The organism is Undibacterium sp. TC4M20W (genome assembly GCF_049340245.1).
In the GTDB taxonomy this organism is placed as follows: domain Bacteria; phylum Pseudomonadota; class Gammaproteobacteria; order Burkholderiales; family Burkholderiaceae_D; genus Undibacterium.
In genome coordinates, this window is sequence record NZ_JBMPPI010000034.1 from 1 (window position 1) to 25,834 (window position 25,834).

General features: G+C 49.7%; 24 protein-coding genes. 4 read left to right on the plus strand and 20 right to left on the minus strand.

Features of this window, described 5'->3' with window-relative positions:
• Positions 1-467 precede the first annotated feature (467 nt).
• The 4 genes from ACO0LL_RS26340 to ACO0LL_RS26355 all read left to right on the plus strand — a co-directional run bounded on the left by ACO0LL_RS26340 (position 468) and on the right by ACO0LL_RS26355 (position 8,973).
• Positions 468-1,517 carry a MerR family transcriptional regulator gene (locus tag ACO0LL_RS26340; protein WP_422953785.1) on the plus strand — a complete coding sequence of 350 codons (1,050 nt, stop codon included), beginning with the start codon at positions 468-470 and terminating at the stop codon, positions 1,515-1,517.
• Positions 1,518-1,550: 33 nt separating this feature from the next.
• On the plus strand, positions 1,551-2,342 hold the full coding sequence (locus tag ACO0LL_RS26345; RefSeq protein ID WP_422953786.1) for a fumarylacetoacetate hydrolase family protein: 792 nt from the start codon (positions 1,551-1,553) through the stop codon (positions 2,340-2,342).
• The gene (locus tag ACO0LL_RS26350; RefSeq protein ID WP_422953787.1) at positions 2,329-4,836 is read left to right on the plus strand and encodes a DEAD/DEAH box helicase; all 2,508 of its coding nucleotides are present in this window, start codon (positions 2,329-2,331) and stop codon (positions 4,834-4,836) included. Before ACO0LL_RS26345 ends, ACO0LL_RS26350 begins: the two co-directional genes overlap by 14 nt.
• 282 nt (positions 4,837-5,118) lie before the next feature.
• Positions 5,119-8,973, plus strand: a complete 3,855-nt coding sequence (locus tag ACO0LL_RS26355) for an EAL domain-containing protein (RefSeq protein WP_422953788.1) — start codon at positions 5,119-5,121, stop codon at positions 8,971-8,973.
• 44 nt (positions 8,974-9,017) lie between these two features.
• On the opposite strand, the gene trmB is transcribed toward ACO0LL_RS26355, so the two are convergent.
• The 20 genes from trmB to ACO0LL_RS26455 all read right to left on the minus strand — a co-directional run bounded on the left by trmB (position 9,018) and on the right by ACO0LL_RS26455 (position 25,815).
• The gene (gene trmB, locus ACO0LL_RS26360) at positions 9,018-9,734 is read right to left on the minus strand and encodes a tRNA (guanosine(46)-N7)-methyltransferase TrmB (protein ID WP_422953789.1); all 717 of its coding nucleotides are present in this window, start codon (positions 9,732-9,734) and stop codon (positions 9,018-9,020) included.
• A 660-nt stretch (positions 9,735-10,394) separates the two neighbouring features.
• Positions 10,395-11,768: a hypothetical protein gene (locus ACO0LL_RS26365; RefSeq protein WP_422953790.1), complete on the minus strand. Its 1,374-nt coding sequence runs from the start codon at positions 11,766-11,768 to the stop codon at positions 10,395-10,397.
• A 585-nt stretch (positions 11,769-12,353) separates the two neighbouring features.
• The gene (locus ACO0LL_RS26370; protein WP_422953791.1) at positions 12,354-12,719 is read right to left on the minus strand and encodes a hypothetical protein; all 366 of its coding nucleotides are present in this window, start codon (positions 12,717-12,719) and stop codon (positions 12,354-12,356) included.
• Positions 12,716-14,359: a hypothetical protein gene (locus ACO0LL_RS26375; RefSeq protein WP_422953792.1), complete on the minus strand. Its 1,644-nt coding sequence runs from the start codon at positions 14,357-14,359 to the stop codon at positions 12,716-12,718. Before ACO0LL_RS26375 ends, ACO0LL_RS26370 begins: the two co-directional genes overlap by 4 nt.
• 206 nt (positions 14,360-14,565) lie before the next feature.
• Positions 14,566-14,811, minus strand: coding sequence for a hypothetical protein (locus tag ACO0LL_RS26380; protein WP_422953793.1), 246 nt, complete (start codon positions 14,809-14,811; stop codon positions 14,566-14,568).
• 75 nt (positions 14,812-14,886) lie between these two features.
• Positions 14,887-15,309, minus strand: coding sequence for a hypothetical protein (locus ACO0LL_RS26385; protein ID WP_422953794.1), 423 nt, complete (start codon positions 15,307-15,309; stop codon positions 14,887-14,889).
• The gene (locus ACO0LL_RS26390; RefSeq protein WP_422953795.1) at positions 15,302-15,784 is read right to left on the minus strand and encodes a glycoside hydrolase family 108 protein; all 483 of its coding nucleotides are present in this window, start codon (positions 15,782-15,784) and stop codon (positions 15,302-15,304) included. The genes ACO0LL_RS26385 and ACO0LL_RS26390 overlap by 8 nt, the downstream gene beginning before the upstream one ends.
• Positions 15,771-16,052, minus strand: coding sequence for a hypothetical protein (locus ACO0LL_RS26395; protein ID WP_422953796.1), 282 nt, complete (start codon positions 16,050-16,052; stop codon positions 15,771-15,773). The genes ACO0LL_RS26390 and ACO0LL_RS26395 overlap by 14 nt, the downstream gene beginning before the upstream one ends.
• Before the next feature lie 130 nt (positions 16,053-16,182).
• Positions 16,183-17,772 (minus strand): hypothetical protein, encoded by a 1,590-nt coding sequence (locus tag ACO0LL_RS26400; RefSeq protein ID WP_422953797.1) that lies wholly within the window; start codon positions 17,770-17,772, stop codon positions 16,183-16,185.
• On the minus strand, positions 17,772-18,203 hold the full coding sequence (locus ACO0LL_RS26405; RefSeq protein ID WP_422953798.1) for a hypothetical protein: 432 nt from the start codon (positions 18,201-18,203) through the stop codon (positions 17,772-17,774). The genes ACO0LL_RS26400 and ACO0LL_RS26405 overlap by 1 nt, the downstream gene beginning before the upstream one ends.
• Before the next feature lie 3 nt (positions 18,204-18,206).
• Complete coding sequence (locus ACO0LL_RS26410; protein WP_422953799.1) at positions 18,207-18,458, minus strand: hypothetical protein; 252 nt, start codon at positions 18,456-18,458, stop codon at positions 18,207-18,209.
• 20 nt (positions 18,459-18,478) lie between these two features.
• Positions 18,479-20,029 carry a hypothetical protein gene (locus tag ACO0LL_RS26415; protein WP_422953800.1) on the minus strand — a complete coding sequence of 517 codons (1,551 nt, stop codon included), beginning with the start codon at positions 20,027-20,029 and terminating at the stop codon, positions 18,479-18,481.
• Positions 20,016-21,371, minus strand: coding sequence for a hypothetical protein (locus ACO0LL_RS26420; RefSeq protein ID WP_422953801.1), 1,356 nt, complete (start codon positions 21,369-21,371; stop codon positions 20,016-20,018). Before ACO0LL_RS26420 ends, ACO0LL_RS26415 begins: the two co-directional genes overlap by 14 nt.
• Before the next feature lie 148 nt (positions 21,372-21,519).
• A complete protein-coding gene (locus ACO0LL_RS26425) occupies positions 21,520-22,371 on the minus strand; it encodes a hypothetical protein (RefSeq protein ID WP_422953802.1) in 852 nt (283 codons plus the stop codon).
• Positions 22,372-22,373: 2 nt separating this feature from the next.
• Complete coding sequence (locus ACO0LL_RS26430; protein ID WP_422953803.1) at positions 22,374-22,793, minus strand: hypothetical protein; 420 nt, start codon at positions 22,791-22,793, stop codon at positions 22,374-22,376.
• 9 nt (positions 22,794-22,802) lie between these two features.
• A complete protein-coding gene (locus ACO0LL_RS26435; protein ID WP_422953804.1) occupies positions 22,803-23,582 on the minus strand; it encodes a hypothetical protein in 780 nt (259 codons plus the stop codon).
• Complete coding sequence (locus ACO0LL_RS26440; RefSeq protein WP_422953805.1) at positions 23,582-24,190, minus strand: phage adaptor protein; 609 nt, start codon at positions 24,188-24,190, stop codon at positions 23,582-23,584. Before ACO0LL_RS26440 ends, ACO0LL_RS26435 begins: the two co-directional genes overlap by 1 nt.
• A complete protein-coding gene (locus ACO0LL_RS26445; RefSeq protein WP_162059863.1) occupies positions 24,187-24,471 on the minus strand; it encodes a hypothetical protein in 285 nt (94 codons plus the stop codon). The genes ACO0LL_RS26440 and ACO0LL_RS26445 overlap by 4 nt, the downstream gene beginning before the upstream one ends.
• Complete coding sequence (locus ACO0LL_RS26450) at positions 24,471-24,776, minus strand: hypothetical protein (RefSeq protein ID WP_162042374.1); 306 nt, start codon at positions 24,774-24,776, stop codon at positions 24,471-24,473. The genes ACO0LL_RS26445 and ACO0LL_RS26450 overlap by 1 nt, the downstream gene beginning before the upstream one ends.
• Positions 24,777-24,891: 115 nt before the next feature.
• Positions 24,892-25,815 carry a DUF5309 domain-containing protein gene (locus tag ACO0LL_RS26455; protein WP_110256865.1) on the minus strand — a complete coding sequence of 308 codons (924 nt, stop codon included), beginning with the start codon at positions 25,813-25,815 and terminating at the stop codon, positions 24,892-24,894.
• Between the last annotated feature and the right edge of the window lie 19 nt (positions 25,816-25,834).

Below are 25,834 nucleotides of genomic sequence, written 5' to 3' on the forward strand. Positions count from 1 at the left end.
TGGCGTATTCTGCTTGTTTGGAGAAGCTGTCGGCGATTTGGTTCAGTGTGAAACCTTGAGCCATCCAGTAGGCCAGACCATTTGGGTCTGCTGGGCGGTTGAAGTAGGCGATGTAAAGCTTTTGGATATCAGCTGATGTGTTGGCCATTTAGAATTCCAGACAAAATTTACAAACAAGATTTACAAACAAGAGAATGTTATTTAAATGCTAATTTAGCATTATTTATCGCACCATTATAGAAAAGTTATTTTCATGAGGAATGTTTTACTGCGGTTTCACTCTGAAATGTAACAATTATTTAAATTCTGTATCACTTATGCACAAAATTTATCCATTTTGATTGAATTTTTACAAATTATGCCCGGATTTTCGTGAAATTTTGCGATTGAGCATGACCCAGGGTCAGGCTTTATGATCGGCTGTGATCATTATCATCAGCAGCAGCAAACAGGGACACACGCATACAATGAAACTGAAAATAGGTGAACTGGCAAAACGCACTGGCCTGACCGTGCGTGCGCTGCACCACTATGACAAGATAGGCCTGCTGTGCCCAACGGCGCGGGCTGACAATACTTACCGTTTGTACGGCGATGACGATGTATTGCGACTGTACCGCATACAGGCTTTGCGCCGTTTGCAACTGTCACTGGAAGAAATAAGGGCGATACTGGATGATCAAAGCGTCAGCATGGGCGACATTGTCCGGCAGCAAATCAGTCTGATGGAAAAACAGGCGCGCGAGGCTTTGGCCTTGCGTGATCATTTGCTCCACCTGTCTGCGCATCTGGATGGAGCGCAGTTACCTGTCGTTGATGACTGGCTGACTGCACTTGAAATGACCGTACACAGCGAAAAATATTTTACAGCAGCCGAACTTGCGGCTTTGCGACGACAACGTGCGAGCATGGGGACGATAGATACTGCAGATAAATCTGCCCTCATCCACGCCTTGCATGAGTTAATGGAAAAACAGGTGTCGCCACAGGATGCGCTGGCGCAATCATTGAGTCAGCGCTGGCTGCGATGCATGCAGGATGAAAGCGGTGGTGATGCAGCAATACTGATCAAGTTTTATCAAATGCAAAGCGAAGAAAAAGCACTGCAATTATTTTCCGGACTGGATCAGCATACGCTTGACTACATGGTGCGCGCCCTGGCCTGTGCCACCCTGCCCTTGTATGCAGCTTACTGCGACGTGGTTGAAATGGAGATTTTGCGCCAGCATAGTGTGACAGATGCCGCAGCATGGCCAGCACTGATCGCAACTTTGCAGCTGGAATGTGCGGCAGGTACGCGCACCAACCACCCCAAAGTGCAGGAACTGGCAAAAGCCTGGCAATCCCTATCGCTGAAAAAAGCAGGCAATAGCATCAGCCTGCAAAAGAAAATCCAGCAGGCTTTTGCTGAGCAGCCGGCATTGCGCATGGGTATCGACCAGCGTCTGTTCAACTATCTGCAGTCGGCTTTGCAAAACCTGAGCAGCCATCAAACCAAACTGGCGATGGCGCGATAAAATGCCTGTTTTAGTTTTTTGCTTATTCTCATCATGAGTCAGTCAAGCATACAAGCGAGTCACCTGCAAGCCGCCACCATTCTGCTTGAGCGGCGGCAAAATGGCACGCGAGGTGATGCCCTGCCTGCGCCAATTCGTCCAGATAATCTGGAGACAGCATTTGCAATACAGTGCGCACTCAGCGAGCTCATTGATGTTCCTGTCGCTGCTTGGAAATGCGGCCTGCCTACGTCTGCTGCGCCAGACAAATGGGCGCTGGCACCGATCTATGCCAGTGACGTGCACGAAGCCAGCGAGCACACTTGCAAGGTCTGGGCCAGAGAGGGTCAGATCAAAATAGAACCAGAACTGGCCTTCATCCTGGCGCATGATTTACCCGCCAGAGCTGCACCCTACACGCCAGCAGATGTGGATGCTGCGGTGGCGGGAACCAGGCTGGCTCTGGAATTGATTGATAGCCGTTATACGCACCCGGAGCAGTTGACTTTTTATGACCATTTTGCTGATGGCTTGTTTAATCAGGGCTTGTTGCTCGGCCCTGCCGTTGAAACTCAACTGGCACAGCAAACCACCCAGCTATCCATAACGCTAAGTATTGCTGGCCAACCAGACATCACGCTGGATGGACGACACCCTGCTGGCATGCCGCGCCTGCCCCTGTATTGGCTGGCAGAATTCTTGCGCAGCACAGGCCTGGGTCTGCAAGCAGGCCAGGCTGTCATTACCGGATCATATGCAGGCAGCCCGACCGTGCCTGTTGGCACAGATATCCAAGTGCAGTTTGGTGAACTGGATTTGATACGGGCTGCCTTTGAAGGAAAATAAACCAGCTCCGCGTGGCTTGCCTGAAGTAACAGGACATTTCCGCCCGCGTATCACTTTGCAAACCCTGCACCGGGGTGATGGTTTGCTGGGCATGAAACCCAGCGGTGATTTTGGGCCGCGTGGTGGCAGTGTCACGGTGGTGGAAATCGACTGGCTATATCACACCGACACTGGCCTGCGCTGGCAAACCCCGGCACCCACTGCCCTGCTGAACCGCAGGCCGCATTCTACCCAACTGCTGCATGATGAAGATGGTAAGCCACTGAGTCTGTTGCGTGATCTGGGAGCAGAAGCAGATGCACTGGACAAGGTCTGGGATATCGCCCTGCAACCCCTGCCAGCAGCCAGCCTGCAATGGCGTAACGACAGCATTGCAGAAAATTTTGGCCCGCTCTGGAGTCTGGTACAGGAAGGATTTTTTGCCGACTTTTGGGCAGAGAAATTGCCGGAGATGCAGGCGCTGGGCTGGCAAGTCGTGGTGCGCCCCGGTTTTGCGCATGAGAGCGTGCCTGTCGATGCCTGGCATCTGATTATTGATGAAAGTACGGGTGCCATCACTGGCAAGCAGGTGGCATCACGCATGCGTGGCCGTAACGAGATCATCACCCCGTTAGGCCTGCCTGCGCGTGAAGGTTCATGGATGCTGAGTCTGGGGATAGAAATCGAAGGCGAAGTGCTGGATCTCGTGCCCATGCTGGCGCACCTGTTGCAACGCGATGCGCGCTGGCTGAATGCGAGGCAGATACGCCTGATTGATGACATGGCCGTCATACAATTGCGTGCACCCGGTGGCAAGCGCATTGACGCCATGGCAGCACCGCTGAAAGCCATCGTCATCCATATGCTGGACTTGCTGACTGACCGGCCACAGATGGAAGGGCCAGTGCCATTGTCGGCCTGGGACAGCTACCGGCTGGAAGCCCTGCGCGTCAGCCTGCTCGATAGCCAGCCTGCGCGTGCGGGAGAATACGGTGGCTGGCAATTGCAGGGCGATATGGGCTTGCGCAGCCTGGCACAACGCCTGAAGCAAGTTGGCGGCCCGCGTGCAGTCGCTGCGCCCGATGGCTTGGGCGTGACGCTGCGCCCGTATCAATTGCATGGCGTGGCCTGGTTGCAATACCTGCGCGAGCAACATCTGGCTGGCATCTTGGCTGATGATATGGGTTTGGGGAAAACAGCGCAGGTACTTGCCCACTTGCTGATAGAAAAGCAGCAGGGCCGTATGGATATCCCTGCCCTCATCGTGCTGCCAACTTCATTGATTTTCAACTGGCAGGCCGAGGCTAAACGCATGGCCCCTGCCCTGCGCGTATTGACACTGCAAGGGCCAGAACGTGCGGACTTGTTTGCCGATATCAAACAAGCAGATGTGATACTGACGACCTACCCCTTGCTTTGGCGCGATCTTGAGGTGTTGAAGGCGCAGCAATTTCATTTCCTGATACTTGATGAAGCGCAAACAGTCAAGAACGCCGCCAGCCGCAGTGCCGATGCAGTACGCCAGATCAATGCGCGACACAGGCTGTGCATGACAGGCACGCCACTGGAAAATAATCTGGGCGAGCTATGGGCGCAGTTTGATTTTTTGATGCCGGGCTTTCTGGGCGACATGCGCAGTTTTGCACGTCTGTGGCGCAAACCCATAGAAGTCAATGGCGAAACCCTGCGGGCCCAGTTACTTGCACAGCGGGTGCGTCCGTTTATCCTGCGCAGGCGCAAGGATGAAGTGGCAACAGAGTTACCGCCCCGTACCGAAGTCATCAAGCGCCTGCGTCTGCAGGGCAAACAGCGCGAATTATATGAAAGCGTGCGTGTCGCGGCTGATGAGCAGGTGCGTCGTATTTTGCAGCGCAAGGGCTTTGATGGTGCGCAGATCACGATACTGGATGCGCTATTGAAGCTGCGCCAGGTCTGCTGCGACCCTGCCTTGCTGAAGGGCCAGAATCTGCCACCGGAGATGGAAAGAGCCAAGCTGGAAATGCTCAGCGACATGCTGCCTGCGCTGGTGGAGGAAGGCCGCAGTATCCTGGTGTTCTCGCAATTTACTGAAATGCTGGAACTGATTGCCGCAGCTCTGAAGGATATGAATCTGAATTATCTGATGCTGACCGGCAAAACGGCTACTGCAGACCGTGGTGCGGTAGTCGCCAGTTTCCAGGACAGACAAGTACCCATCATGCTGATCAGCCTGAAGGCAGGCGGCGTCGGCCTGAACCTGACGGCCGCAGACACGATCATCCATATGGACCCATGGTGGAACCCGGCAGTGGAAGAACAAGCCAATGCACGCGCCCACCGCATAGGGCAGGAGCAAGCCGTGTTCATCTATAAATTGCTCATCGAAGGCAGTATAGAGGAACGCATTTTAGGCTTGCAGGCGCGCAAAGCCGCTCTCGCGGAAGGTGTGCTGGGCAGTGACACTGCTTTCGCCAGTAAATTCAGTGCAGAAGACTTGCAGGCCTTGCTGGCACCGTTGAGTGCCACTGCGATGTGAGGTCTGGGGTAACGTACGTGGAGACTTATGCAGTGACGTGCGCGATAATCTAAGACCTGAAGACACATATCCGGCACTCAGCAAAAACAGATTTTACGTTTCCAGTCTCTTTTATGTCAATTTTACAAATTTTGCCTTTTTGTACATTGACAAAAAAACACACTTAGCACATCTTGTTAGTAAGTGGCATTCAGGCATGTTAGGCTAGCAAATAATTCCATACGGCAATATTCATAACACCAGGCTTCACTTCCTTACCGATGTTGAAACGGCAGGTTTTTTATGATGACTACCTCGCGCAATCGCTATATCAGTATCGTCACGGTACTGTATTTGCTATTTGCGCTGGCGTGGATAATCTTGTCGGACAGCTTGCTGTCTAGCTTCAGCAATATCGCAGCAGTGACCTGGCTTTCCACGATCAAGGGGGTGTTTTTTGTCATTATCACGACATCCTTGTTTTTTTTGGCCATGCGGGCTGTGCCCCAATTTCCGTTTCATGATAAAGAAATTTCTGGCAGCCCTTTGCTGGAAGTGTTTTATCCACAATACAAAGTGCGCTGGCCCATCTATGTGATGGCGGTCGCCCTGCCCTTGTCTGTCTTGCTATTGCGTGTCGCCATGGCACCCAATTTTGAAAACAGACCCATGTTGATCATGTTTGTCTTGCCCATCATCCTGAGTGCGATGCTGGGTGGCCTGGGGCCAGGATTATTGTCTACCCTGATTGCCAGCCTGGGACTCAGCTATTTCGTCATTCCCCCATTGAACAGTTTTGCGATCAAAACTTCTCAGGATGTGCTGCAACTGGGCTTTCTTATTGTTAACGGTATCGCCGTCAGCTTGCTCAGTGAAGCGCTACGGCAATCCTTATCGAAGGCGCAGAATAGCCGCAATTTACTGGAAGCCATCATCAGCGGTACCCCGGACGCCATTTTCGTCAAGGACCTTAAGGGACGCTATGTCCTCGCCAATGAGTCTGTCATCAAATTAGCCGGCAAACCTTTACATGAAGTTATAGGTCATGATGACCATGCATTGTTCCCGCCAGAATCGGCACGCATGATTGCAGAAGTAGACCGTGCAGTTATCGCCAGCAAAGCAATACAGTCGCATGACGAATCCATCACTACCCTTGATGGGAAAGCCCTGGTATTCATGGTAACCAGGGGGCCCATGCTGGACAAGTTTGGCAAAGTGCAGGGTTTGTTTGGCATTGCCCGCAATATCACTGAGCGCAAGGAAGCTGAAGCCGCCTTAAAGGAAAGTGAAGCTGCCATGAAAGTGGCACAGCGCCTGGCAGCAGTCGGTAGCTGGAACTGGGATGTACGCACTGACGTGCATACCTGGTCGGAAGAAGTGTATTTGATCTATGGGCGTGACACATCTCTGCCACCGGCTGTCTATCCTGAGGTACAGCAATACTTCACGCCAGTGAGTTGGGCCAGGCTGGCAGATGCTGTGGAGCAAGCGATCAAGACATTTACGCCATATGCCTGTGATGCCGAGGTCGTCAGGCCAGACGGCAGCCATCGCTGGATCATCGCCCGTGGCGAAGCCTTGCAAGATGCAGCCGGCAAACTGATCAGGCTGCATGGCAGTGTACAAGATATTACTGACCGCAAGGTCACCGCGATGCAATTGCAAGCCAGTGAAGAACGTCTGCAAATGGCCATGGCTGCCACCAGTGAAGCGCTATGGGATTGGGATGTACCCAGCAACAAGGTATATCGTTCGCAGCGCTATTTTGACATGACGGGCTATACGGAAAGTGAAGAGAGCCAGGATCCGGAATTTCTCAAACGTAAAATTCATCCTGAAGACTTGCCAATGGTCTTGCAACATATTGCTGACTACAACACCCCATACTGCGGCGATATCGATTTTGAATATCGTCTGCTGACCAAACAAGGCGAAGTCAAATGGGTACATACACGCGGCCGCGTGGTAAGCCGTGATGCTGATGGCAAGGCTGTTCGTATCGTTGGAACGCTGGCTGACATCAATGAAAAAAAACTCATTGAAGCAGAATTGCTGGAAAGAGAGCAAAGACTGGAGCGCGTGATGCTGGGCTCAGACCTCGGTTATTGGGATTGGGATTTGCTCAGCAATACCTTCAAGGTCAGTGCGCGCTGGGAGACTATGCTGGGCTATGAGCCTGGCGAAATGAATGTCAGCCCTGAACATTGGGCAGACCATATCCATCCCGACGATGTGAAAGCATCGCATATCTCACTCGACAGGCATATCAAGGGACAAACGGCGAGCCATGAGCTGGAGTTGCGCTTAAGGAGTAAATCCGGGGAATGGCGCTGGATATTAACCAAAGGGGCAGTAGTAGCCTGGGACGAGCATGGCAAACCCCTCATCATGTCAGGCACTCATACCGACATCACTGAACAAAAAATGCTGGAACTGACGCAGCGAGAAGCTGCTACCGTGTTTTCCAGCAGCTTCGAGGGCATCATGGTGGTCAATCCCATGGGTTGTATCACCAAGATCAATCCAGCGTTTTCCCGCATCACGGGCTATACCGACAAAGAAGTCTATGGAAAATCAACCAGGATACTGGCATCTGGCCGTCACGCTGCCAGCTTTTATGCGGACATGTGGAAAGCGGTGAAAGAAGATGATTTCTGGCGTGGTGAAATCTGGAACAAGCGCAAGAATGGTGAGATATTTCCTGAGCTACTGTCCATCTCCGCTGTAAGGGATGCAATTGGTGAGATTCAGCACTATGTCGGTATCTTTACTGACATCAGTGAACTCAAGACCCATGAAGCCGAGCTGGACCGTATGGCGCATTATGATCCATTGACAGGCGCCCCTAACCGCCGCCTGCTGGCAGACCGTTTGAGCCAGGCTGTCAACCGTGCCAAACGCACCAATAAATCGCTGGCGGTCTGCTTTCTTGATCTGGATGGATTTAAAGAAATCAACGACAAATACGGACACGCCAGTGGCGACCGCTTGTTGATAGGCGTAACTGAAAACCTCAAGCATGTCTTGCGTGCTGACGATACTCTGGCTCGCCTCGGTGGCGATGAATTTGCGGTGCTACTGTCAGACATTTCTTCTGCCGAAGAAAGTGCCATGGTACTCGACCGCGTCCTGGCTGGCGTCAGCAAACCCATACAGATAGACTTAAAATCAATCAGCATCTCGGCCAGCATCGGTGTCAGCCTTTACCCCGACGATAATGTCGATGCCGACACCTTACTGCGGCATGCCGACCATGCCATGTACCAGGCCAAGGAAGCCGGGAAAAATCGTTATCATTTGTTTGACCCTGAAAATGACCGCAAGGCGCAGCAGCGCAGGCAAGTGCTGGAAAGGCTGGAGATTGCACTGGACCACGATGAATTCATACTCTACTACCAACCCAAGGTGGATTTGATCAGTGGCGAGATAGTCGGTGCAGAAGCCCTGATACGCTGGCAGCATCCTAACCGCGGCATACTGGCGCCTGGAGAGTTCTTGCCACATATCTATGGCAGCAAACTGGAAAAACCTTTGGGAGAATGGGTCATCAGGGCAGCGATACAGCAAGCCTATCACTGGCAATTGCGTGGCATTGCCGTCCGGGTCAGCGCCAATATCAGTGCCCATCATTTGCTGGCACCAGAGTTTTGCGATTATCTGCAAGCAGCCTTGCGGGTGCATCCTTACTTCCAGGCCAGTAATTTTGAACTGGAAGTATTGGAAACTGCCGCCATCGCCGATATGGAGCAGGCTGTCGCCATTCTTAACCGCTGCCGCCAGCTAGGCATACATTTTTCACTCGATGATTTTGGTACCGGCTATTCGTCCCTGACCTACCTGCGCAAACTACCGGTAGATACACTGAAGATAGACCAGAGCTTTGTGCGCGATATGCTGACCGATGTCGAGGACCTTGACATAGTCGAAGGCGTGATACGCCTGGCAGGCGCTTTTGACCGCCAGGTCATTGCTGAGGGGGTAGAGACAATGGCGCATGGGGCCAAACTGCTGGAACTGGGATGCCGCCTCGCACAGGGCTATGGCATTGCCCGCCCCATGCCTGCAGACCAGTTCGTAGAATGGTCGGTACGCTGGAAATCAGAAGCGCGCTGGCGTGACTTGCGTACGAGACCCGCTCTGCAAGTCTTGCAGTAAACCGCTAACACGCAAACAAAATGCAGATTTGATACTGACCGCGCTTACTTCTTGCGGAATACCAGATCCCACACGCCATGGCCAAGGCGCAGGCCACGGTTTTCAAATTTTGTCACAGGACGGTAATCAGGCCGCGGCGCATAGCCATCGGCAGTATTTTCCAGTGCTGGCTCGGCGTTCAATACTTCCAGCATCTGCACGGCATAGTCTTCCCAGTCAGTAGCACAGTGCAGATAGCCACCCGAAGCCAGACGAGATGCCAGCAAAGCCACCAGCGGGCCCTGTATCAGGCGACGCTTGTTATGACGTGCCTTGTGCCAGGGATCAGGGAAAAACACGTGGATGCCATGCAATGAAGCTGGCGCTATCATATGCGTCAGCACTTCAAAGGCGTCATGCTGGATAATGCGCTGGTTTTGCAAACCCAATTCGTCCGTCAGCTTGAGCAGGCTACCCACACCCGGCGTGTGTACCTCAACGCCGATGAAATTTTTTTCTGGCATGCCAGCAGAAATCTTGGCACTGGTCTCCCCCATACCAAAACCAATCTCAAACACGGTCGGCGCATTGCGGCCAAATGCCGCATTCATATCCAGCGGCGCTTTTTGGTAAGGGATGCAAAAACGCGGGCTCAGGCTTTCTATCGCCCTGGCCTGGGCATCAGACAAGCGTCCGGCACGGGTGACAAAGCTACGGATGCGGCGCTCGGTAGGGTCATAAAACATCGGCTTGGCACCGTCAGCAGGTTTGGAATCAGACATACGGGAAATCAACAAAGTGGAAGAGTTTCAGATACGAAATAAGGGAGGAAAAGAAGCAAAAACTACAACAATCATTTGCATAACGCCACATCGGCCAACTTTATAAAGCCAACCCGTATTTCTCGAAATACCGCATTTTAACAGATGGCCGAATCACTTAACATCGATTAAACCAGCGCCCCAAAAGCGGCGCATGGTCGCCAAACCCGCTATCCAAAAGCTTTGACGCTCGTAACCCCGCCAAATCAACGTCTCAATACCGACTGAATAATGGCAGCTTAATCAAGCCCTCAATCTTGCGCCCATCGACTGTCAGGTGTTAATGGTGCATCACAATAATGACATTTCTTTGGAAACAATAGTGTCTCATCAGCCTCAATGATTGCGGTATTTTATTGCGCCTTGGGCAACGATATCGAAACAGGCAATAAAATACTCCTGAGGCAATCGCTACTGCATTGAATAAAACAAAGCCACTGCTTTCATAATCAACTTTGAATATGTTAAAAATACGCAAGCATAGGTATGTAAGAGCAAAATTACCAAATACGCCCATAAATATCAGAAACAGTGCGATGGAATGTCTTTTCGCAAAGCTGCGTTTACTGAGTTCGGGATCATCACTCCCGCAATGATTTTTCTACCACGCGTTCAATGGCCTCATTTCTGCTCATTCCTTCTTTTGTATGCAAATTCCATAATATTCAACTTTGCCTCAGCCTGAGCCTTAAGCGCAGCGGGAGAAACTGTCATACTTGGTTTTACTTCGAAAAAACCGCCCTTATTGCCGTTATTGTTTGAGTATACTCCGCCAGACATTGCGCCTTCAACACCAACCGGTCCCAAACCAACGCCTAAAGTCAAACTAGGACCAACTCTAAAATCTCCCGGCAACTGTTTTTGTCCATAATTAAGAAAATCAAGATCATTTTTCCAATTACCAGCAGGCCCTCTCAAGATATCTTTATTTATTTTTTTGCTGCCTAAATGTGCGTGCCCGCCTGCCCCGACTCCCAAGCCTAGCTTGACATCAGTGACACGATTATTTTCCAGACCCAACTCAAACTCTCCACCAAGACCCATATACAAACCAGCACCGTAACTACCATCTGGTAAGCGGCTCGTGCCGCTGGGAATGCCTGCCTGTGCTTCACCAGTACCCCATCCAGGATAAAACGGATTCACCGGTATACTCCTGTAACTGGAGGAAGCGCCTTCTATCCGCACATTCGCCAAGCGATTCCGTTCTGCATTCGCTGCATACAGATGCGCTTGTGCGTCTCTCTGATACTCGTCTGCTGCAGATTTCATGCCTTGTGAGCGGGCCCAGTTTGCTGCATTAAATAAGGTATCAGCTCTGGAAAAAAGTACTTCTGGCGGCAAGGGTCCAGATTTAATCTCCGGCCTATCAACTGGCTTGACTTTCAACTTTCTGGAAACCAAAGGAACGGCTTGAGGCTTGTAATTATCGTCAACTTCACGTCCGTCTAAACGAGTATTGACATAATAATCGTCCGGGATACCTGGATTTACGCGTGCATCGTTACGACCATTGTCTGGCTCAATATCGGCAATATAATCCCTGTCCTTACTGTCATTCAACAACAGTGTCTGAGCGCGATCTGATAAATTTTTGGAATAGGAATCAAGGCGATTGTCAGGTCCGTTCATAGCCAACAGTCCACGAACCACTGTTGGAGTCGCACCTCCTCCAATTAGATTGAGATCATCGTTTCGTGGATAATCGTCAGAATTTTGATCATAAGATTGTGGAGAACGAAGAAAAATTGGCTGCTCCCAATCGTGCCCGGGGATAACCGACGGGAGTACCGCATTATTACTGCCATCGTCAGAGTCTGGCGACGTGTAAGCCCAAGCTTGGCGCACGACTGCGTTTGCAGGCAGCATAGCTGATTTTGAATCAAGCCTGCTCAGGTCATCCAGATAATCGTTATTATCATAAAGTCTTAAATCTCTCTGATACGGGTCATACAATTCAAGTTCATCATCTTTAAATGGCTTATATATACTCATTATTCTCTCTTGAGATTGATTGCTGCATACAGTTGCATATGCAGCTCAGGTTTTTCTTTGCGTCGACAGAGCGGGCAAAAATTCTTTTTGCCAGTCGACATGTATGATTAAAACTTGGGGGAAGTTATGTTTACTCGGCTACGCTAAATGCGCAAAGCAAGCAGAGTGAAAATGGGACGGGGCGCTCATGTTCATGTCGCCCGTCTTACGATGACTGTTTTGCTGGTATCATCCAGATACAACAAATTCAAGCGAATGAATTCGCCTGACTCATAGATATTGCACGCTGCAAATCCTGCGAAAACCTCAGTTTTATCGCTTCGTTAGCACAGACGTAATTGTGTCGGTTTTTTTTACCCTCAGTTACTCTTGTAACTAGGCATTGACTAGACATTGGTCAGAGGATGACTTTGCAGAGCCTCTTTGAACCGCTAAACAAAGATGAAGTTTTCGCCCAAATAGTCCTTGAACTTATCCGAACCCATTTCAAATTGACGCAAGCTATCCGGGCTTGGACCGTTTCTTACCCGATTCACTTTCCGTCAGAGTAAGCTGCGTACGACATTCAGATTGGCGTATCGAACCCTATGTGGTTTTCAATTGCATTTCTTTGATTTTATCGACCCAAGCCATGATCTTGTCGCGTATTGGAAAATTATCCTCAATAAAATCTGGGCGTGAGCTCTCTACAAAGTGAAAGCTCCCGTCGCCATCGAGCCTGTGAAAATTACGGATTGTGCCGCTTAAAGCAGCATTTATCGACATAAATCGCCACCAGATCGGTGGCCAGAAACGGTCATTTAACAAGGGCTCAATTATTTCCAAATCTGAATTTATCCACTTGATTGGAACCCATTTATGTTCATCCCCGAGGCTTAACAAGTATGACCGCAACGCCCTCAGCTCATTGAGTATCGAAGCTATTTCCTGCAATCTTTTATCCAATTTCATTTACTCCATGGAGTTGGTTTTGTAGAAATTTCGGAAAATGGGATCACTTTCCTGGAGTCAGGTACGTAAATTTGATAGCCGCCACCGGGTTGTAACCAGCCATATCGGAATTTAGATCCCAAAATTGCTCTTTCCGTATGGTGGCCCGTTATTGCCTGAGGAGCTGCTTCTCCACCCCAAGCCCAGCCGCCTTTAGGTGTCCAACTTCCTTCCACAGTACCATCATTACCCCATTCGTTCAATATTGCATATTTGTTCCGCCATTTTCCCAAGCTCGTGGGAGGTGGCTCTGTAGCCCAATATGCACCAACCGGTGAGGTTCTCACATTGTCTGATACACGATACAGCGTTTTTCCACCCACATAAACTGGCTCCGCAGAAGTGAAGTTTGGCGTTTGGTTCGAAGGAAGTGACTCCAGCAATCTACCTGGACTGACCATTGGATCTGTCGTCTCTAACTCAGGGCGCACTTTGTAAAACCCTAATTCTGCACCAGCTTCTGGCGCAAACTTGCGTTGAATTGCCTTATTTGTAGCGAAGCCTGCCGCAACACTGCCGGCATTTTCCGCTACGTCACCCCATCGCCCATCAAGAGCAGCACCAGCCATATCATAACTTGTCAACCCGGTTCCTAACACTTGCCCCATAACAGGAATGCCAGTTACAGACCGTAATGCAACTTCGCCCTTGCCCATCCCAGCTTCATAATTTTTTCCTATTGAACTTAGCCATTTCGGTTCGTATCGATCACCTGAAGCCAGTCCCAAAGCCACCTGTTCTAAATCTATTGTATTTGCAACTGGTTGCCAAACTGTATCCAGCAGTCCATTTCCTACGCCTTTTGCGAAGCGACGACTTAGATTACCAGGGGTCGCCAGGTTTTCATTTGCATGGGATCTTTCATCACCGGCAAGCGAAGAGTTACTGACTTGAGAAAGACGAGCATCCGTATAAAGCCCAAGTCGTGCCGCGTTTTCTAAACTTGGCCGGCGATCGGCTGCTGCCATTGTCATCTGATAATAAGGGTCAGCATTCTTCTCTGCTTGTGATGCTTTCCACAGATAACCATTGGTCAACGGATCATTTTGTGCAGCTTCTCTGCGCTTTTGAACAAAATAGTCATTCCTGGCCAAATAATCCTTGAGTTGATCCGAGTTCACCTCAACCTGATGCAGCCTGTCCAGACTTGGACTGTTTATTACCCGATTCACATTCAGTTGATGTGCGTTGCGCAAACCATTCAGACTGGCGTATTGAATCAACTCGCCTGCGCTTGGTGTATAGCCATAGTTCTTTTTGAACAGTGCCGTCATGGTGTCGCCAGCACGGCTCATATCTCTCCCGTCAAAGGCACCAGTTTGATAGCCAGCTTTTTCTGATCGCAAGAAATTGGATTTGGCAAGTTCAGTATCGTCATCTATCGCGCCGCGTTCTGGCGGGGCGACGGGAATCACTACACTGCCGTCAGAGACAGGTAATCGATAGCCAAAATCACGCTGCGCTTCAGTATAAGCCGGTAGCATTCCAGAGTTAAATCTCGGGTCGCTCAGCATATACAAAGAACTGGCGTCGTCATCAAGTTTCAAGCTCTTATATTGTTCAGCAAATTCTGAATCATCTTCGTCAGGATTGTAAAGCATGTCTTCCTCTTGATATTGGTTGTGACTTGCGCTTGCATGCCACCGACAGGTTAAAGTGACGTGTACCGACAGAACAGGCGTACAGCATCCTGCCTGTCGGCATGGTTTTTAAAAAGTCAGGAATTTGTGTTATGAGAAACGAAAGTAAAAACAAGCAGAAGGTTTGCTCGTCAAGCTAAGTCACTGTGATTACATGGCAGATTTGATCAGGCCGGACGCTTCGTCGCTGCGACCAGGTCATTGAACAGGCCACTGACATAGGGCCAGGCCTGTTCAATCTGGGCTTCTATGCCAAGACCGGTGGCAATGAAGTTGCGTGCGATCAGCGCCTTGTTGTTGCCTGCTGTGGCGGGAATGAGATTTTCTATGTCAAGTATCAGCTTTCTGATTTGCTCTTTATGTTCGGCCAGAAAGGCGATGACTTGCAAGATGGTGCTTGCTATTTGCAGCATAATACTATCCTTTAGATTTTACACTGATGGGTAATGGTGAGTCCTTTAACAGCCTTGAGATAGTCGCGCGCCGTGTCAGCCGCGGAATGTGGTGTCGAGCCCGGCAAGGGGGTTATCGCTGTCTGCCATTGCGGACTGAGGCTGGTGCTGCACTTCGCCTGTTGCCACAGATGCTGATATTGATGGCACGCCATCGCTGAAGCTATGATCTTCGATTGGAGCATGCTGACTGGCTTTTGCCGGCAATAGACCGGCTCGTTTAGAAGTAATGACGGGGAGCACGATGCCAACAAGGGTAACAATACCAACAGCCAGGCCATTGAGTTGCTCTGGTGTGATGGCGACATGGATGCCAAAGGCATCGCCAAATTGCGCCAACGCGCCCATGGCTGCGGCCAGGGCTGCGACCGAGATACCACGATTTTTCCAGGCTTCCACATTGCTGACCTCGCTTCCTTTGCGGAACAAGTTGATGACTGCATTAACTTTTTCAAGCATGATCGCTCTCCCATAAGACGTTGTTTGCCAGACGATTCATCCAGCCAGCGCCAAATGTGGGCCAGTTGGATAATTTGGTATAAAACTTGATGCGATAAGCCAGCATGCGCCTGGCCAGTTTGTCGGGAGTGATACTGGCAACTGCGGCCAGGGTAACGGGGCCGATGATGCCATCTTCTGCAATATCAAGGGCGCGTTGCAGCAGTCTGACTGCTGTGCCAGTACCGCAATTGACGGCACAATCAAAAAATTCAAAAGCGATAGTCAGCGGAAATTGATCCAGTTGATGGGCATCCCAAAAGTCACGCTTGTACAGCGCCCTGGCTTGCTCCAAAGTGAGCGCTGCAATATCTAGTTTTGGGTAGCTGCGCTGACTGATGCCAAACCGCGTCAGTTTGCCATTGTCCAGAGGGTGATTGCTGGTACCGCCTTCGTTTTTCAGCACCGGGGCAATACAGAGATCAAAGTTGTTCATGCTGATGTTCCTTCCATCGTTGTTCTGCTTCCTGTCGTTCTATTTCTGCTGTCTGCAGACTGACCCAGCGCTGGCGCAGCAGGATCAGTGAAATGGCTATGCCTATGAGCATGGATGCAATCGACAAATAGCCCTGGATTTCGGCTATTGAAGTCACGGGAGCAATTGCCGTCGTAATCGCTGGTACTGCCAAGGCAGTTTTTGGGTTATTGGTAACCGCCTCAGCCACCTGGCTGGCGGCAGTTTTGGCATGTTCGGGAATATTCATGAGTAAAGCTCTTGTAAATAAGAGGACGTCTATAAGGATGAAGAAAGTAAAGTGGAATCGATAGGTAATACTCTCTATTCGCTCAAAAAGGGGTTTGCATGAATTTGATGCGCGACAAGGTCATCAAATCTCAGGCAATGTCTCCTGGCTCCCAAGTGGTATAGTCATCTTCTTCGTCATTATTGGAAGAATTATTCGAGTCAGGGCTGCCGCGACCATTGCCAGCATTACCCCCACCCCTGCCATTGAAAATATTACCAACGCCTTTTACCAGGCCACCCAGCAGACTCGATCCCATATCACTTCCCTGGCTCGATTTTGTCGATGTCCCATTCGTTGTTGTCGTACCATTGACCCCCATATATGGCGACAGCAATCCGTTGATTCTGGTAGCCTGGTTCAGCGCATAATCATTCTGATTATTAGCAATGCCATAGGCATTGTTGATCAATGAAGTAACCGCATTAATACCATTAAGTTTGTTTTGGCTATTGAGCTGGTTATTGTTCAGTTGCCACGCAGCGTTTTGCATATTGGCTTGCTGGCGATTACCCAGGTTTGCCATATTGGTCGATTGCATACCCTGATAATTATTCTGGTTAGCTTGTTGCTGGAAACCCGCATTGGCCAGATTGGTTTGCAAGGCAGCGCCAAATAACTGCGACAGCACATTATTCTGCGCTGTCGCATTGAATTGATTATTGTTGTTCGCCATCTGCGCATTGCTGAGATTGACCTGGTTTTTTGCACCTGCATCAAGTCCAGCCACGTTATATTGCTGGCCCGACAGTCCCATGGCAGCATTCAGTTGATTTTGTCTGTCCTGGGTATATTGCCCGGATTGTGCGGCAACTGCAGCATCTGTCATGTTTTGCCCGACTTGTGACAGGGCACGACTCATATTGCGCGCCAGGGAATCTGCAGCTTTTCCCTCTGCGATACCCTGACGCGACCCACCATACTGGCCGTTAGCGATAGCGTCACCGCGCAAGGAAGGCAGGATGTCTTCCTTGAACTGTTGCATCGCATCGCTTTGCAGATTCTGGAATTGCGCCGAACTTTGATTCAGGCCCTTTTGAATCGCACCAGCCAGATAAGGATTATTCCCAAGGTCGCCATAAATCACGTCTTGAAAAGCCCTGCCCAGACCGAGATTATTTTGCCCAGGAGCGTCAATCATGGCCGCAGGGCCCGCTTGTGCCAGGCCAGAAGTTGCCGCCTGATAGCCTTGCGGCATTTGGCTGAAGGCCGCATTCATGGGCATGGTATAAGCACTTTGCGCGGCTTGCATGCTGACAGGGTCATAAGCATTCTTCATCAACCTGAAAGCCGAATCCCTCGCTTCCCCCATGTCCCAGGCAGAATTGGTGCCAAGATAGTTGTCAGCAGCCTGCCCATATAAACGCAGCCCTTCGTTTTGCGGCTTGTCCAGCAAGGCTTGGTACCGCTCAAGCAAGCCTCCACTGGTTTGATAATCTTCGGGTTTGTAAATGGGGTTCCCGTATTCATCTGCCCCTGTTGGTACAGCTCCTTTTTTTAAAACTTTTTCACCCGATCCAAACAAAATGGCAGCGATACGTGGATCAAGCTCTTGTTTGACAATTTGTGTTTGCGAGCCCGAACTACTACCTCCGTCACCTCCACCACCCCCGCCACCACTCTTCATGAGGCCACCAACAAAGGCGCTCGCCGCGCCACCTGCTACCGCTGCAAAAGACATTATGATTCCTCCAATTTTTTCAATTCTTTCGTTGAGATAAGATGTTGTCTGGTCTGAAGCTGATCACTCTCTTCTACCAATTCATCTTCTATCTCTTCAATGACAAGCAAGTCTGTCTTGCACACTGTTGTCCATGTCGTATCTGTATGCGCGTAGCCCACCCGCTTCATGCCGGCCTTAGTGGGCAAAACGTAATATCCACTTAGCCGTCTCATGCCCGTATCGGTTGACACCGAAATATCGCCACAAACAACATTCAGATGATCTGTTTTGTGCGTAGTACCAACCAGCACCGTGCCGGCTGGTATGTGTATAGTTCGCGCATACATCCCCCCCGACAAACAATGCTCGGTATTCAGATCAATCTGCGGGCCCTGCTTGAGGCAAGTCTCCAGCCTTGCCAGCGCATCAGGCTTTTTCAGTTCTTCCATGACTTATCCTAAAAATACCCAGGTTGAACTTGCGCCTTTGTAGTAATACACGCCAACGCCAGATCCAGGATTCCACAAACTACCGTCGGCGTAGCGAATGTCACCATCTCTGGGCTTGGCAGGGGCAACTGTGGTTTTGTCTAGATGACCCACCGATAATCCAGCAATGGCTGTGGCTATTTTCTGAAGTTCAGACGAAAAAAAACGCTGCATTTCAGCAGCGTCATCTGGCAATTTTGATGGCGCATAAGCCACCGTGTTTGAATTACTTGCTCTCACCATGCCCCCATGATATCCACGTCCAGATCAACCGAATCAAGTCGCCATTGAAATGCAGAGCCCGATGCGTAGCGATGCGCGATATAGCGACCACTGGCAAACAGATCAACGGCTACAGTAGAACCTATCGTATACGTTCCTGTGACCCATACTGGCTCATCATAAGGCGTGTCGGCATACCCTACGCTGACCTTGACTGTTTCACCCGCATTACCAACAATGCGTGGGCGCACGCCCTTCACCAGTTTAATGCTTTCAGGAGTATCAAATGACAAACCCCGTCGCTCCAGAAAAGCACTGGGTAAACTGCCATTGAAGGAAGCGGAGGCATCGAGCATATACAGTTTTTGATCATTCGACGCCATAACGACGCGAGCAGTATCCGGCGTGTAATCGGGGCCACTCCAGAATGTCAGGTCAGAATCCCAGGAGTCAGAATCCTGTGCCCAGGTACCACCAAGATCATTCGATACAGCACCATAACTGGCATAATTCACATTAGGCAAATCGCGAAATGAGACTGTCTTGTCAATAAAATTGTATACCATGGCCTTATCACAGACTGCAGAGCCTATAGATGGATAAGCCAGGTAAATTTCATTCAGAAATGGATTCTTGAATACGAATACATTGCCACGGCTATTGACATCAATATTCTGGAAAAAGAATCTGCGTATCTGCTTGTCCAGCACCGAGTTTGCTGTTTGCCCATCGTGAACAATGACGTCAGAGCCAGTAACCACGAAATGCCAGCCATCAAACTCAACTGCACAATTACGGTTGAGCATACCGGACATGCCAAGGATTTTGGAAAACCGGAACATCGATTGTCCGCCGACAAAATCCATACGATGGGTCGAATTTTCAGTATAGATGATGAAAGAATCGCGCAAAGGCAAACCATCGACAACTGGACTGTTTGCTTCTGCCAAATCAACTTCACCCGCATCCTTGGTGGCATCGGCAGCGTCCCAGGTTACTGGAAAAGCACCAGGATCAGCCGGATGCGACCATTTCACCAAAAATGGTTTATTCGTGCCGGCAACAGTCAGGTTCATGGCAATCAAAAAATTTTTATACGCCCGTAATGATTTGCAATAGGTGTTTGCAGGCCAGTTAGGTAAATCAACAAATTTATTTGCCATATTCAAGTCCCAGGACATCGGGATTCTTAATGCATCTCCAACATTTACTATTGGCAGACCTGAAAGCAAAGCATGGGTCCATTGATTGATCACACCCGCCCTGGGTGTCGCATGTGTAATATCGGTATGAGTCACGACACCACCAGAATAAGTCACCGCATGTGATTTGGCGGCACTCATGTATACCCAGTAACGGTTGCCCGAAATTGTCACTGGTAGCACATACTGCGGCACGACAGCTGGTGAGTTATATACTTCGCCATGGCCATAAAACTGATAAGCATAGCCATCCAGAAAACGAATATTGCGCGCATCTGTCCAGGCATTGACAGGTATTTCATGCTGCGACAAATCCTTGTTGACACCAAATTGCCCCACATTTTGTATTTTAACGAGAGCCATATGCGCTTAGTAAGCCGTAACGGTTTTGAGTATTTGAAGCAACTTGCTGCCCTTGATTTAACAAGCCACGCTGCTGGAAGTTATTTTGAAAATTATTTTGACGGTCATATGTATTTTGTGAATTGTTCCCCATACCATAAGGATTTGGCATATTTTGCTGTCCCCAGTTACTCTGAACAGACTGATTAGGACTTGCCCAATTTACGTTCACTGCACTGTTATATGCCTCAGTTTGCTGAAATGGCTGCAGATTTGGATATGGATTGCTTTGCTGTGGCGACTGGTATGCAGATTGCGACTGTTGCGGTCTTTGCCAGGGCATTTGCTGCACAAAACCTTTATTCGTGACCCATGGATTTTGATTTGAGACACCCTGCATAGTTTTTAAGCCAGTGTCCTGATTGATGTCACCAGGCAGGCGCGGCGCCTCTCCGCGATAGGTATTGACTGGCACATAATCAGGATGAGTTTGCATGTATTGCTGCACTCTTGATTGCGCAGATGCATCACTCAAGTTTTGGCCCGCAAATGGATCGTCAGTAATGCCGCGTAGCGCATTTTGAAAATTCAATTGCTCTTGCGTGGAATTCATTGTGTTTCCAAAGAAATTATCCATCCCGCCAGCCAAATCCATCTGGCGTCTTGTCGCACGCAGAAATTCTGGATCATAGCCAGCGTTGCCAACGCCGTTTTGCGCATAACCCATCTTGTTGGCTATCGAATTATCCTTGGCGTAAGCAGCCATGAAGCCGCCATTTCCGCGCACTTCAGCCAATGGGTCAAAGTCGGGGTTTTTAATCCATGATCCATTTGAATTGATGTATTGTTCATTTGACTGAGGCCTGCCATTTGACAATGTTTGCTGTGCTGGCTGGACTACTTGCGAATTGCCTGTCGTCGTTACGGAAGGGGAGGCCAAATCCCCACTTCCTATTCCCTTGCCATTTACCGCATTTTGAGCTGCAGCAATCAGAAAAGCATTATGAGAGACATCGTATCCTTTATTTTTTATTTCATTATTCCAGTAATCGATACCTGCCTGATCACCTACCTTACCAAAGGGGGCATACCAATTGCTTGCAGTACTTCCTCCAGCATTGTTTTGTATACTATCCGCACCTATGCCCTTACCCATCTGCATGTCTTTGGACGCAGCATTATAAAATGCACGGTGCGCTTCGGCCTCCCCTTTGCTAGCAATTTCCTTGTCCCAGTAGTCCATGCCAGCCTGGTCACCAACTCGTCCAAATGGCGTGTACCAGTCAGCTGACTTGTTTTTGCCGAGCTGATTGGCAGGTTTGGTGGGATCACTACCAATTTCAATGGTATTATTTTGTGCCATGGCAACCCTTATCCTTTCGATTTAGTAAATACCTGACCGTCCCAATGGTCGCCTATCGATACAGTATCGTCACAAGAAATGTAGCCGGCTACCACACCTAGAACGATATTCACTACGATACCATTCTCAATCTCTGAACTTTTCATCATCACCACCAGTAAATAACTACCAAACCATCACCACCTTTTCCGGAAGTACCAGAATCAGTTCCACCTCCGCCACCTGATGGGAAACCACCGTCATATCCATTGAGGCTAGTTGATTGCGCAGAAGCTCCTCCTGAGCCAGCCCCTCCCATCAATGCATGCAATATTCCATTGATGCTATTTGCAATCACTACCCCAGAATATGCTCCAGATTTACCGCCTCGATATTGCGACCAGCCCCCCCCTCCACCGCTGCCAGCAAAAAGACTCGCTCCAGGGGCAAATCCTATATTTGTTGACGAACCAGAGCCACCGCCCCACACTGCATTTCCACCATATCCCGCCGGATCAGCATTTGCACCACCTAAATCGCTAATTGCGTTCCAATTCAAATTAGTAATCAAGCCGTTTGAGGAGCGATTATTTGGGAAGCCGCCTACCCCATCGCTAGTTCCAATGCCGCAAATGCCACCACCACCACCACCACAGTTATTCCCACCTCCTCCCCCACCATATGCTTCGATTAAAAATCCCAATACTAATGAGCCGAAAGCAGATTTCCCCCCCGTATTTCCAACACCTACACCGCCTGTTACTGCTCCTCCCCCAGCTCCTACGATCACTGGAACCACAGTCCCAGGCTTCATCAATTGCGCTGGAATCATAGACCTATGTCTTGCCCCTCCACCGCCGCCAGAAGCATAAGTTGCGATACTTGCACCGCTACCACCGGCACCAAACACATCAACTAAATAATAGTTGGCCATGGGCACTTGAAAATTTCCAGACGCCTTAAATACCTGAAAACCTGCCCCTCGTGGCGCAGCCCCAACAAAACCTGTAAACCCGGTCATAATTAGTAATCCCCTGTATGCACACGTACACGCCAGCCCGCAGCTACCGCAGTCCCAATCGTGGCATACAAGATATATCCTGCTGGAATAGCACGATTAACAGGAATCACAACCTTCGTCTGAGCTGAGATTTCAGTTAAAGTGGTAGCTGGCAAATTCGCTTCTTCCCAAAGTATGTTATTTAAAGCTGCAGTGTTCGTAGAACCATTATTCAGAAATATGCGTAAAACTGACGCTGTATTTGTACCAATTGGAAGTGCCTCGACGCTCTCAACGAATGCGCCATTAACACCCGCAGAGGCAGAAATTTGTGTCACCGTACCTGTGCCATCTTTGGCAGTATTGGCCACAGTAATTACTGGCGGCATCGTCGCCGGAAATTTGGGTGTCAATGGAAATATAGGTTTTTGATTCGCTGCCATGCGGTCTCCTTAAAAATTATTATATAAATACAAATCACTACCGACGGAACCTGCATCCCCCCAAAAAGCGGTAGTGCCATCACTCAAGATGGTCTGGCCTGTTGTCGCAACACTCTGTCCAGGTAAAACTGCAGAAAAAACCAATCCATCTGCATACAGCTTGCTAACCGCATGCATTGCTGAGACCGGAGTAGCAACGCTCAGCACAGCTGTTGAGAAATCATGTGCACCTGCATAGTTTTCTCCCGCTTTATTCGCCTTGCCATTCATACTTGCACCAGTCAATGCGCCACCCACGTCCAAAGAACCACTGACAGTTTGATTACCACTCAACGTCAAATTCCCTGTCAAAGTCTGATTCCCAGTCCTCAACAACATCTCAGACCCGGCAATGATGACGAAATTTGTGCCGTCATACATCAACAGCAGTGGTTGACTGGCGACGATGTCGCCGGCAGTAGGATCCGCACCCAGCAAAGTCTTGACCGGTTTCGCACCCAGACCAGACACATTCACCGTCAAAGTGCCCGTTCCCACATTGACTGGCCGATACAACAGCAACAGCCCTGCGGTGTAAGCCAGCAAGGCAGTAGCAGGGTTCAGGATATGTGCCGCCGCAGTACCTGTTTCTGCTGCAGTAACAATCACCGCACCAGTAAAACCAGCAAAGCATTCCTTCAATACCGTTTTAAGCATGCGGATATGATCATCGCCCTGGGATTTAGGGTCAAATGCCGTAGGATTCGTGATCGTCAGATCATTGATATAGTTTGCAGTTTCCAATGCCATTATTTAGCCCTCACTTGCATGGTTGAACCTGAATACCAGTCTATGGAATTGATGGCATCCACACTTTGCAAATACAGTTTTTCAAAAGTAGGAATGCGCGCATCGTTCATAATAAATGGCTGAGCTGCACATAAAGCAGCGTACAGATATACATTAGGAAAAGCCGTCAATAGCCAGTTCGTCGTATTGATAGTTGTTAGCGCAGGTATGCGCTGCTGATACGTCAGTTCCAGCTGATAAGCTGCATCTGGTACAGGTGCCAGCTGCAGTTGCTGACCAATCACAGAAAATGCCACTGGTTTGCCAGTCGCTGCACTTGCGTGATCAGCACTGAGTTGATCTGGGGCAGCATAACGCAATACTGTTACTGGGTCGCTACGCAAGAGCAACCTTCTCATTTCAAGCATATCAAGCGGCAAGTTCACATATGCATTACCTGCTACCGTCAACAAATTGCTGCGTATATCCATGGGCCGCGCCACGATATCCGAAGACATTTTGGCTTCAGCCAAAGCAATAAAATCGGCAATAAACGGCGTCAGATCAGTACGATGTAACCAACTGCTCACTGCTGTTTGCAAACTTGCATAGTCAGTGATGGCACTCATACCCGGCCTCCCCAGACACGAAAGGCAGACAATGCCGGATCTGCCAGCATGCTCTTTACATGCACGGCTTCCGCCATGAACTCCTGGAAACTGATGCCTTTATCGTTCAGATATTTTTCTACGATCACCATGGGGAAAGACGCTGCATGCCGCATATCAGCCGAACCATGCTTTCCTTCCTTGTGCAGAGCTTGAGTATGCTCAGCAATGGCTGTGCAATCCTGTACACGCTCAAACGTGACATCGCCACCTTCGACATGGATATTGGTCGTGACTGCCATTACATGTTCTCCAGCGGAGAAACCTGCACCACGCCCGCAGCAGCCACCTGTATCGCCGCTATCCTGTCATTGCCATTCACACTCAGGATGACAGCATCACCAGGCTGCACCTGCAAATCTGTGCTCAAGGCAGTTGCGGATGATTTGCCAAGCCGTACACAAGCTGGCGCGGTCGCAGCAATACGGATAAAGCGCGGTAATTCACCGCTGGACATAGTTGGAATAGTTGCAGATGCAGACGTACCCGAAGTGGCGATTGCCACTCCGGTGGTCTGACTCGAAACGGTGATATATCCACCATTCATAAAACCTCCTGCGCTTCACAGCGTTTTAATTCAATTGAAAAAGGCGGGGCTTGCACCCGCCAGCTTTTTTATGAAGTCACAAAATCATGCTGACTACATAATGCGACTTCAAGAATTACAAGACGTCGTAAATCGCACCATGCGCTTTAGGTGCGCGGCACTCCAGCGTGTATTCCACCACCAGTTCGCGCTGCACTGCATCGCCCGTTGTCGCCAGTTCGATAGTGCTGAACGGACGCAGGTAAGCCAGTGCCAGTTTGTCAGCCTGCAAGACAAACACATCACGCGCTGCCTGGAAGCGATTCGGTACCACCTTCAAAGAACCAAAGTCTGATACATACACATCAATCGCCGCATACAGCTTGGCATCTTCCGACTTATCAAAGCGTGTAGCATTGCCAGAAAATGTAGAGAAAGTCTGTTTCTGTGCCGGGCCGACCATGATAGTGTCAGGCTCGCCACCGGCGCTATAACATTTCTGCAAAACATTCTTCAACTGCGCTTCAGTAAATGCACGTGGTGTACCAACTGTGCGGCCAGTATTGCCTGTATAAGATGCCAAAGTACCGGCATTATTATCGACGTTATCAACTACCCAACCGACCAGACCGCGTGCCTGGCGCGGGGAAGTTGCAGCAACATCCAATTGACAAAGGGCCGACTCCATATCACGTTTCAATTCCAGCGAAGCCATGGACAACTGGTAAGCCAGTTCATCCTTACGACCCGCAGGGTTCATCGCTTGTTGAGTACCCGAGACGATGACGGTCTTCGATGCGATCTGAGTACGATTACTCAAACGCACAGTCGGCGTCACGCTCTTGGCCGTGGCATTGTCACCCTCAGCCTGTGCATTGGTGGTGACTGCGCTGGCCAGATCCTGCGTTTGCCATTCATGCAAAGTATTGCTGGCTTTGGCCTTAGCCGCCATGTTCATCAATGGCGTAGTGGTGGGGGAAATGCGATAGATGATATCGCTGAGATCTTCCTTGTTACCAATTGCGCTGGTCGTTACATAAGTATTGCTTGGTGCTGTCATAGATTTCTCCGGGGTCTCG

Coding starts and splice junctions, on each gene's coding strand:
- ACO0LL_RS26435 (WP_422953804.1), bottom strand. CDS start 23,582: ATGGCATTGGAAACTGCAAACTATATCAATGATCTGACGATCACGAAT.
- ACO0LL_RS26385 (WP_422953794.1), bottom strand. CDS start 15,309: ATGCTTGAAAAAGTTAATGCAGTCATCAACTTGTTCCGCAAAGGAAGC.
- trmB (WP_422953789.1), bottom strand. CDS start 9,734: ATGTCTGATTCCAAACCTGCTGACGGTGCCAAGCCGATGTTTTATGAC.
- ACO0LL_RS26365 (WP_422953790.1), bottom strand. CDS start 11,768: ATGAGTATATATAAGCCATTTAAAGATGATGAACTTGAATTGTATGAC.
- ACO0LL_RS26425 (WP_422953802.1), bottom strand. CDS start 22,371: ATGACCGGGTTTACAGGTTTTGTTGGGGCTGCGCCACGAGGGGCAGGT.
- ACO0LL_RS26340 (WP_422953785.1), top strand. CDS start 468: ATGAAACTGAAAATAGGTGAACTGGCAAAACGCACTGGCCTGACCGTG.
- ACO0LL_RS26355 (WP_422953788.1), top strand. CDS start 5,119: ATGATGACTACCTCGCGCAATCGCTATATCAGTATCGTCACGGTACTG.
- ACO0LL_RS26415 (WP_422953800.1), bottom strand. CDS start 20,029: ATGGCTCTCGTTAAAATACAAAATGTGGGGCAATTTGGTGTCAACAAG.
- ACO0LL_RS26455 (WP_110256865.1), bottom strand. CDS start 25,815: ATGACAGCACCAAGCAATACTTATGTAACGACCAGCGCAATTGGTAAC.
- ACO0LL_RS26405 (WP_422953798.1), bottom strand. CDS start 18,203: ATGGAAGAACTGAAAAAGCCTGATGCGCTGGCAAGGCTGGAGACTTGC.
- ACO0LL_RS26370 (WP_422953791.1), bottom strand. CDS start 12,719: ATGAAATTGGATAAAAGATTGCAGGAAATAGCTTCGATACTCAATGAG.
- ACO0LL_RS26345 (WP_422953786.1), top strand. CDS start 1,551: ATGAGTCAGTCAAGCATACAAGCGAGTCACCTGCAAGCCGCCACCATT.
- ACO0LL_RS26450 (WP_162042374.1), bottom strand. CDS start 24,776: ATGAATGGTGGATATATCACCGTTTCGAGTCAGACCACCGGAGTGGCA.
- ACO0LL_RS26395 (WP_422953796.1), bottom strand. CDS start 16,052: ATGAATATTCCCGAACATGCCAAAACTGCCGCCAGCCAGGTGGCTGAG.
- ACO0LL_RS26440 (WP_422953805.1), bottom strand. CDS start 24,190: ATGAGTGCCATCACTGACTATGCAAGTTTGCAAACAGCAGTGAGCAGT.
- ACO0LL_RS26420 (WP_422953801.1), bottom strand. CDS start 21,371: ATGGCACAAAATAATACCATTGAAATTGGTAGTGATCCCACCAAACCT.
- ACO0LL_RS26400 (WP_422953797.1), bottom strand. CDS start 17,772: ATGTCTTTTGCAGCGGTAGCAGGTGGCGCGGCGAGCGCCTTTGTTGGT.
- ACO0LL_RS26375 (WP_422953792.1), bottom strand. CDS start 14,359: ATGCTTTACAATCCTGACGAAGATGATTCAGAATTTGCTGAACAATAT.
- ACO0LL_RS26390 (WP_422953795.1), bottom strand. CDS start 15,784: ATGAACAACTTTGATCTCTGTATTGCCCCGGTGCTGAAAAACGAAGGC.
- ACO0LL_RS26430 (WP_422953803.1), bottom strand. CDS start 22,793: ATGGCAGCGAATCAAAAACCTATATTTCCATTGACACCCAAATTTCCG.
- ACO0LL_RS26380 (WP_422953793.1), bottom strand. CDS start 14,811: ATGCTGCAAATAGCAAGCACCATCTTGCAAGTCATCGCCTTTCTGGCC.
- ACO0LL_RS26445 (WP_162059863.1), bottom strand. CDS start 24,471: ATGGCAGTCACGACCAATATCCATGTCGAAGGTGGCGATGTCACGTTT.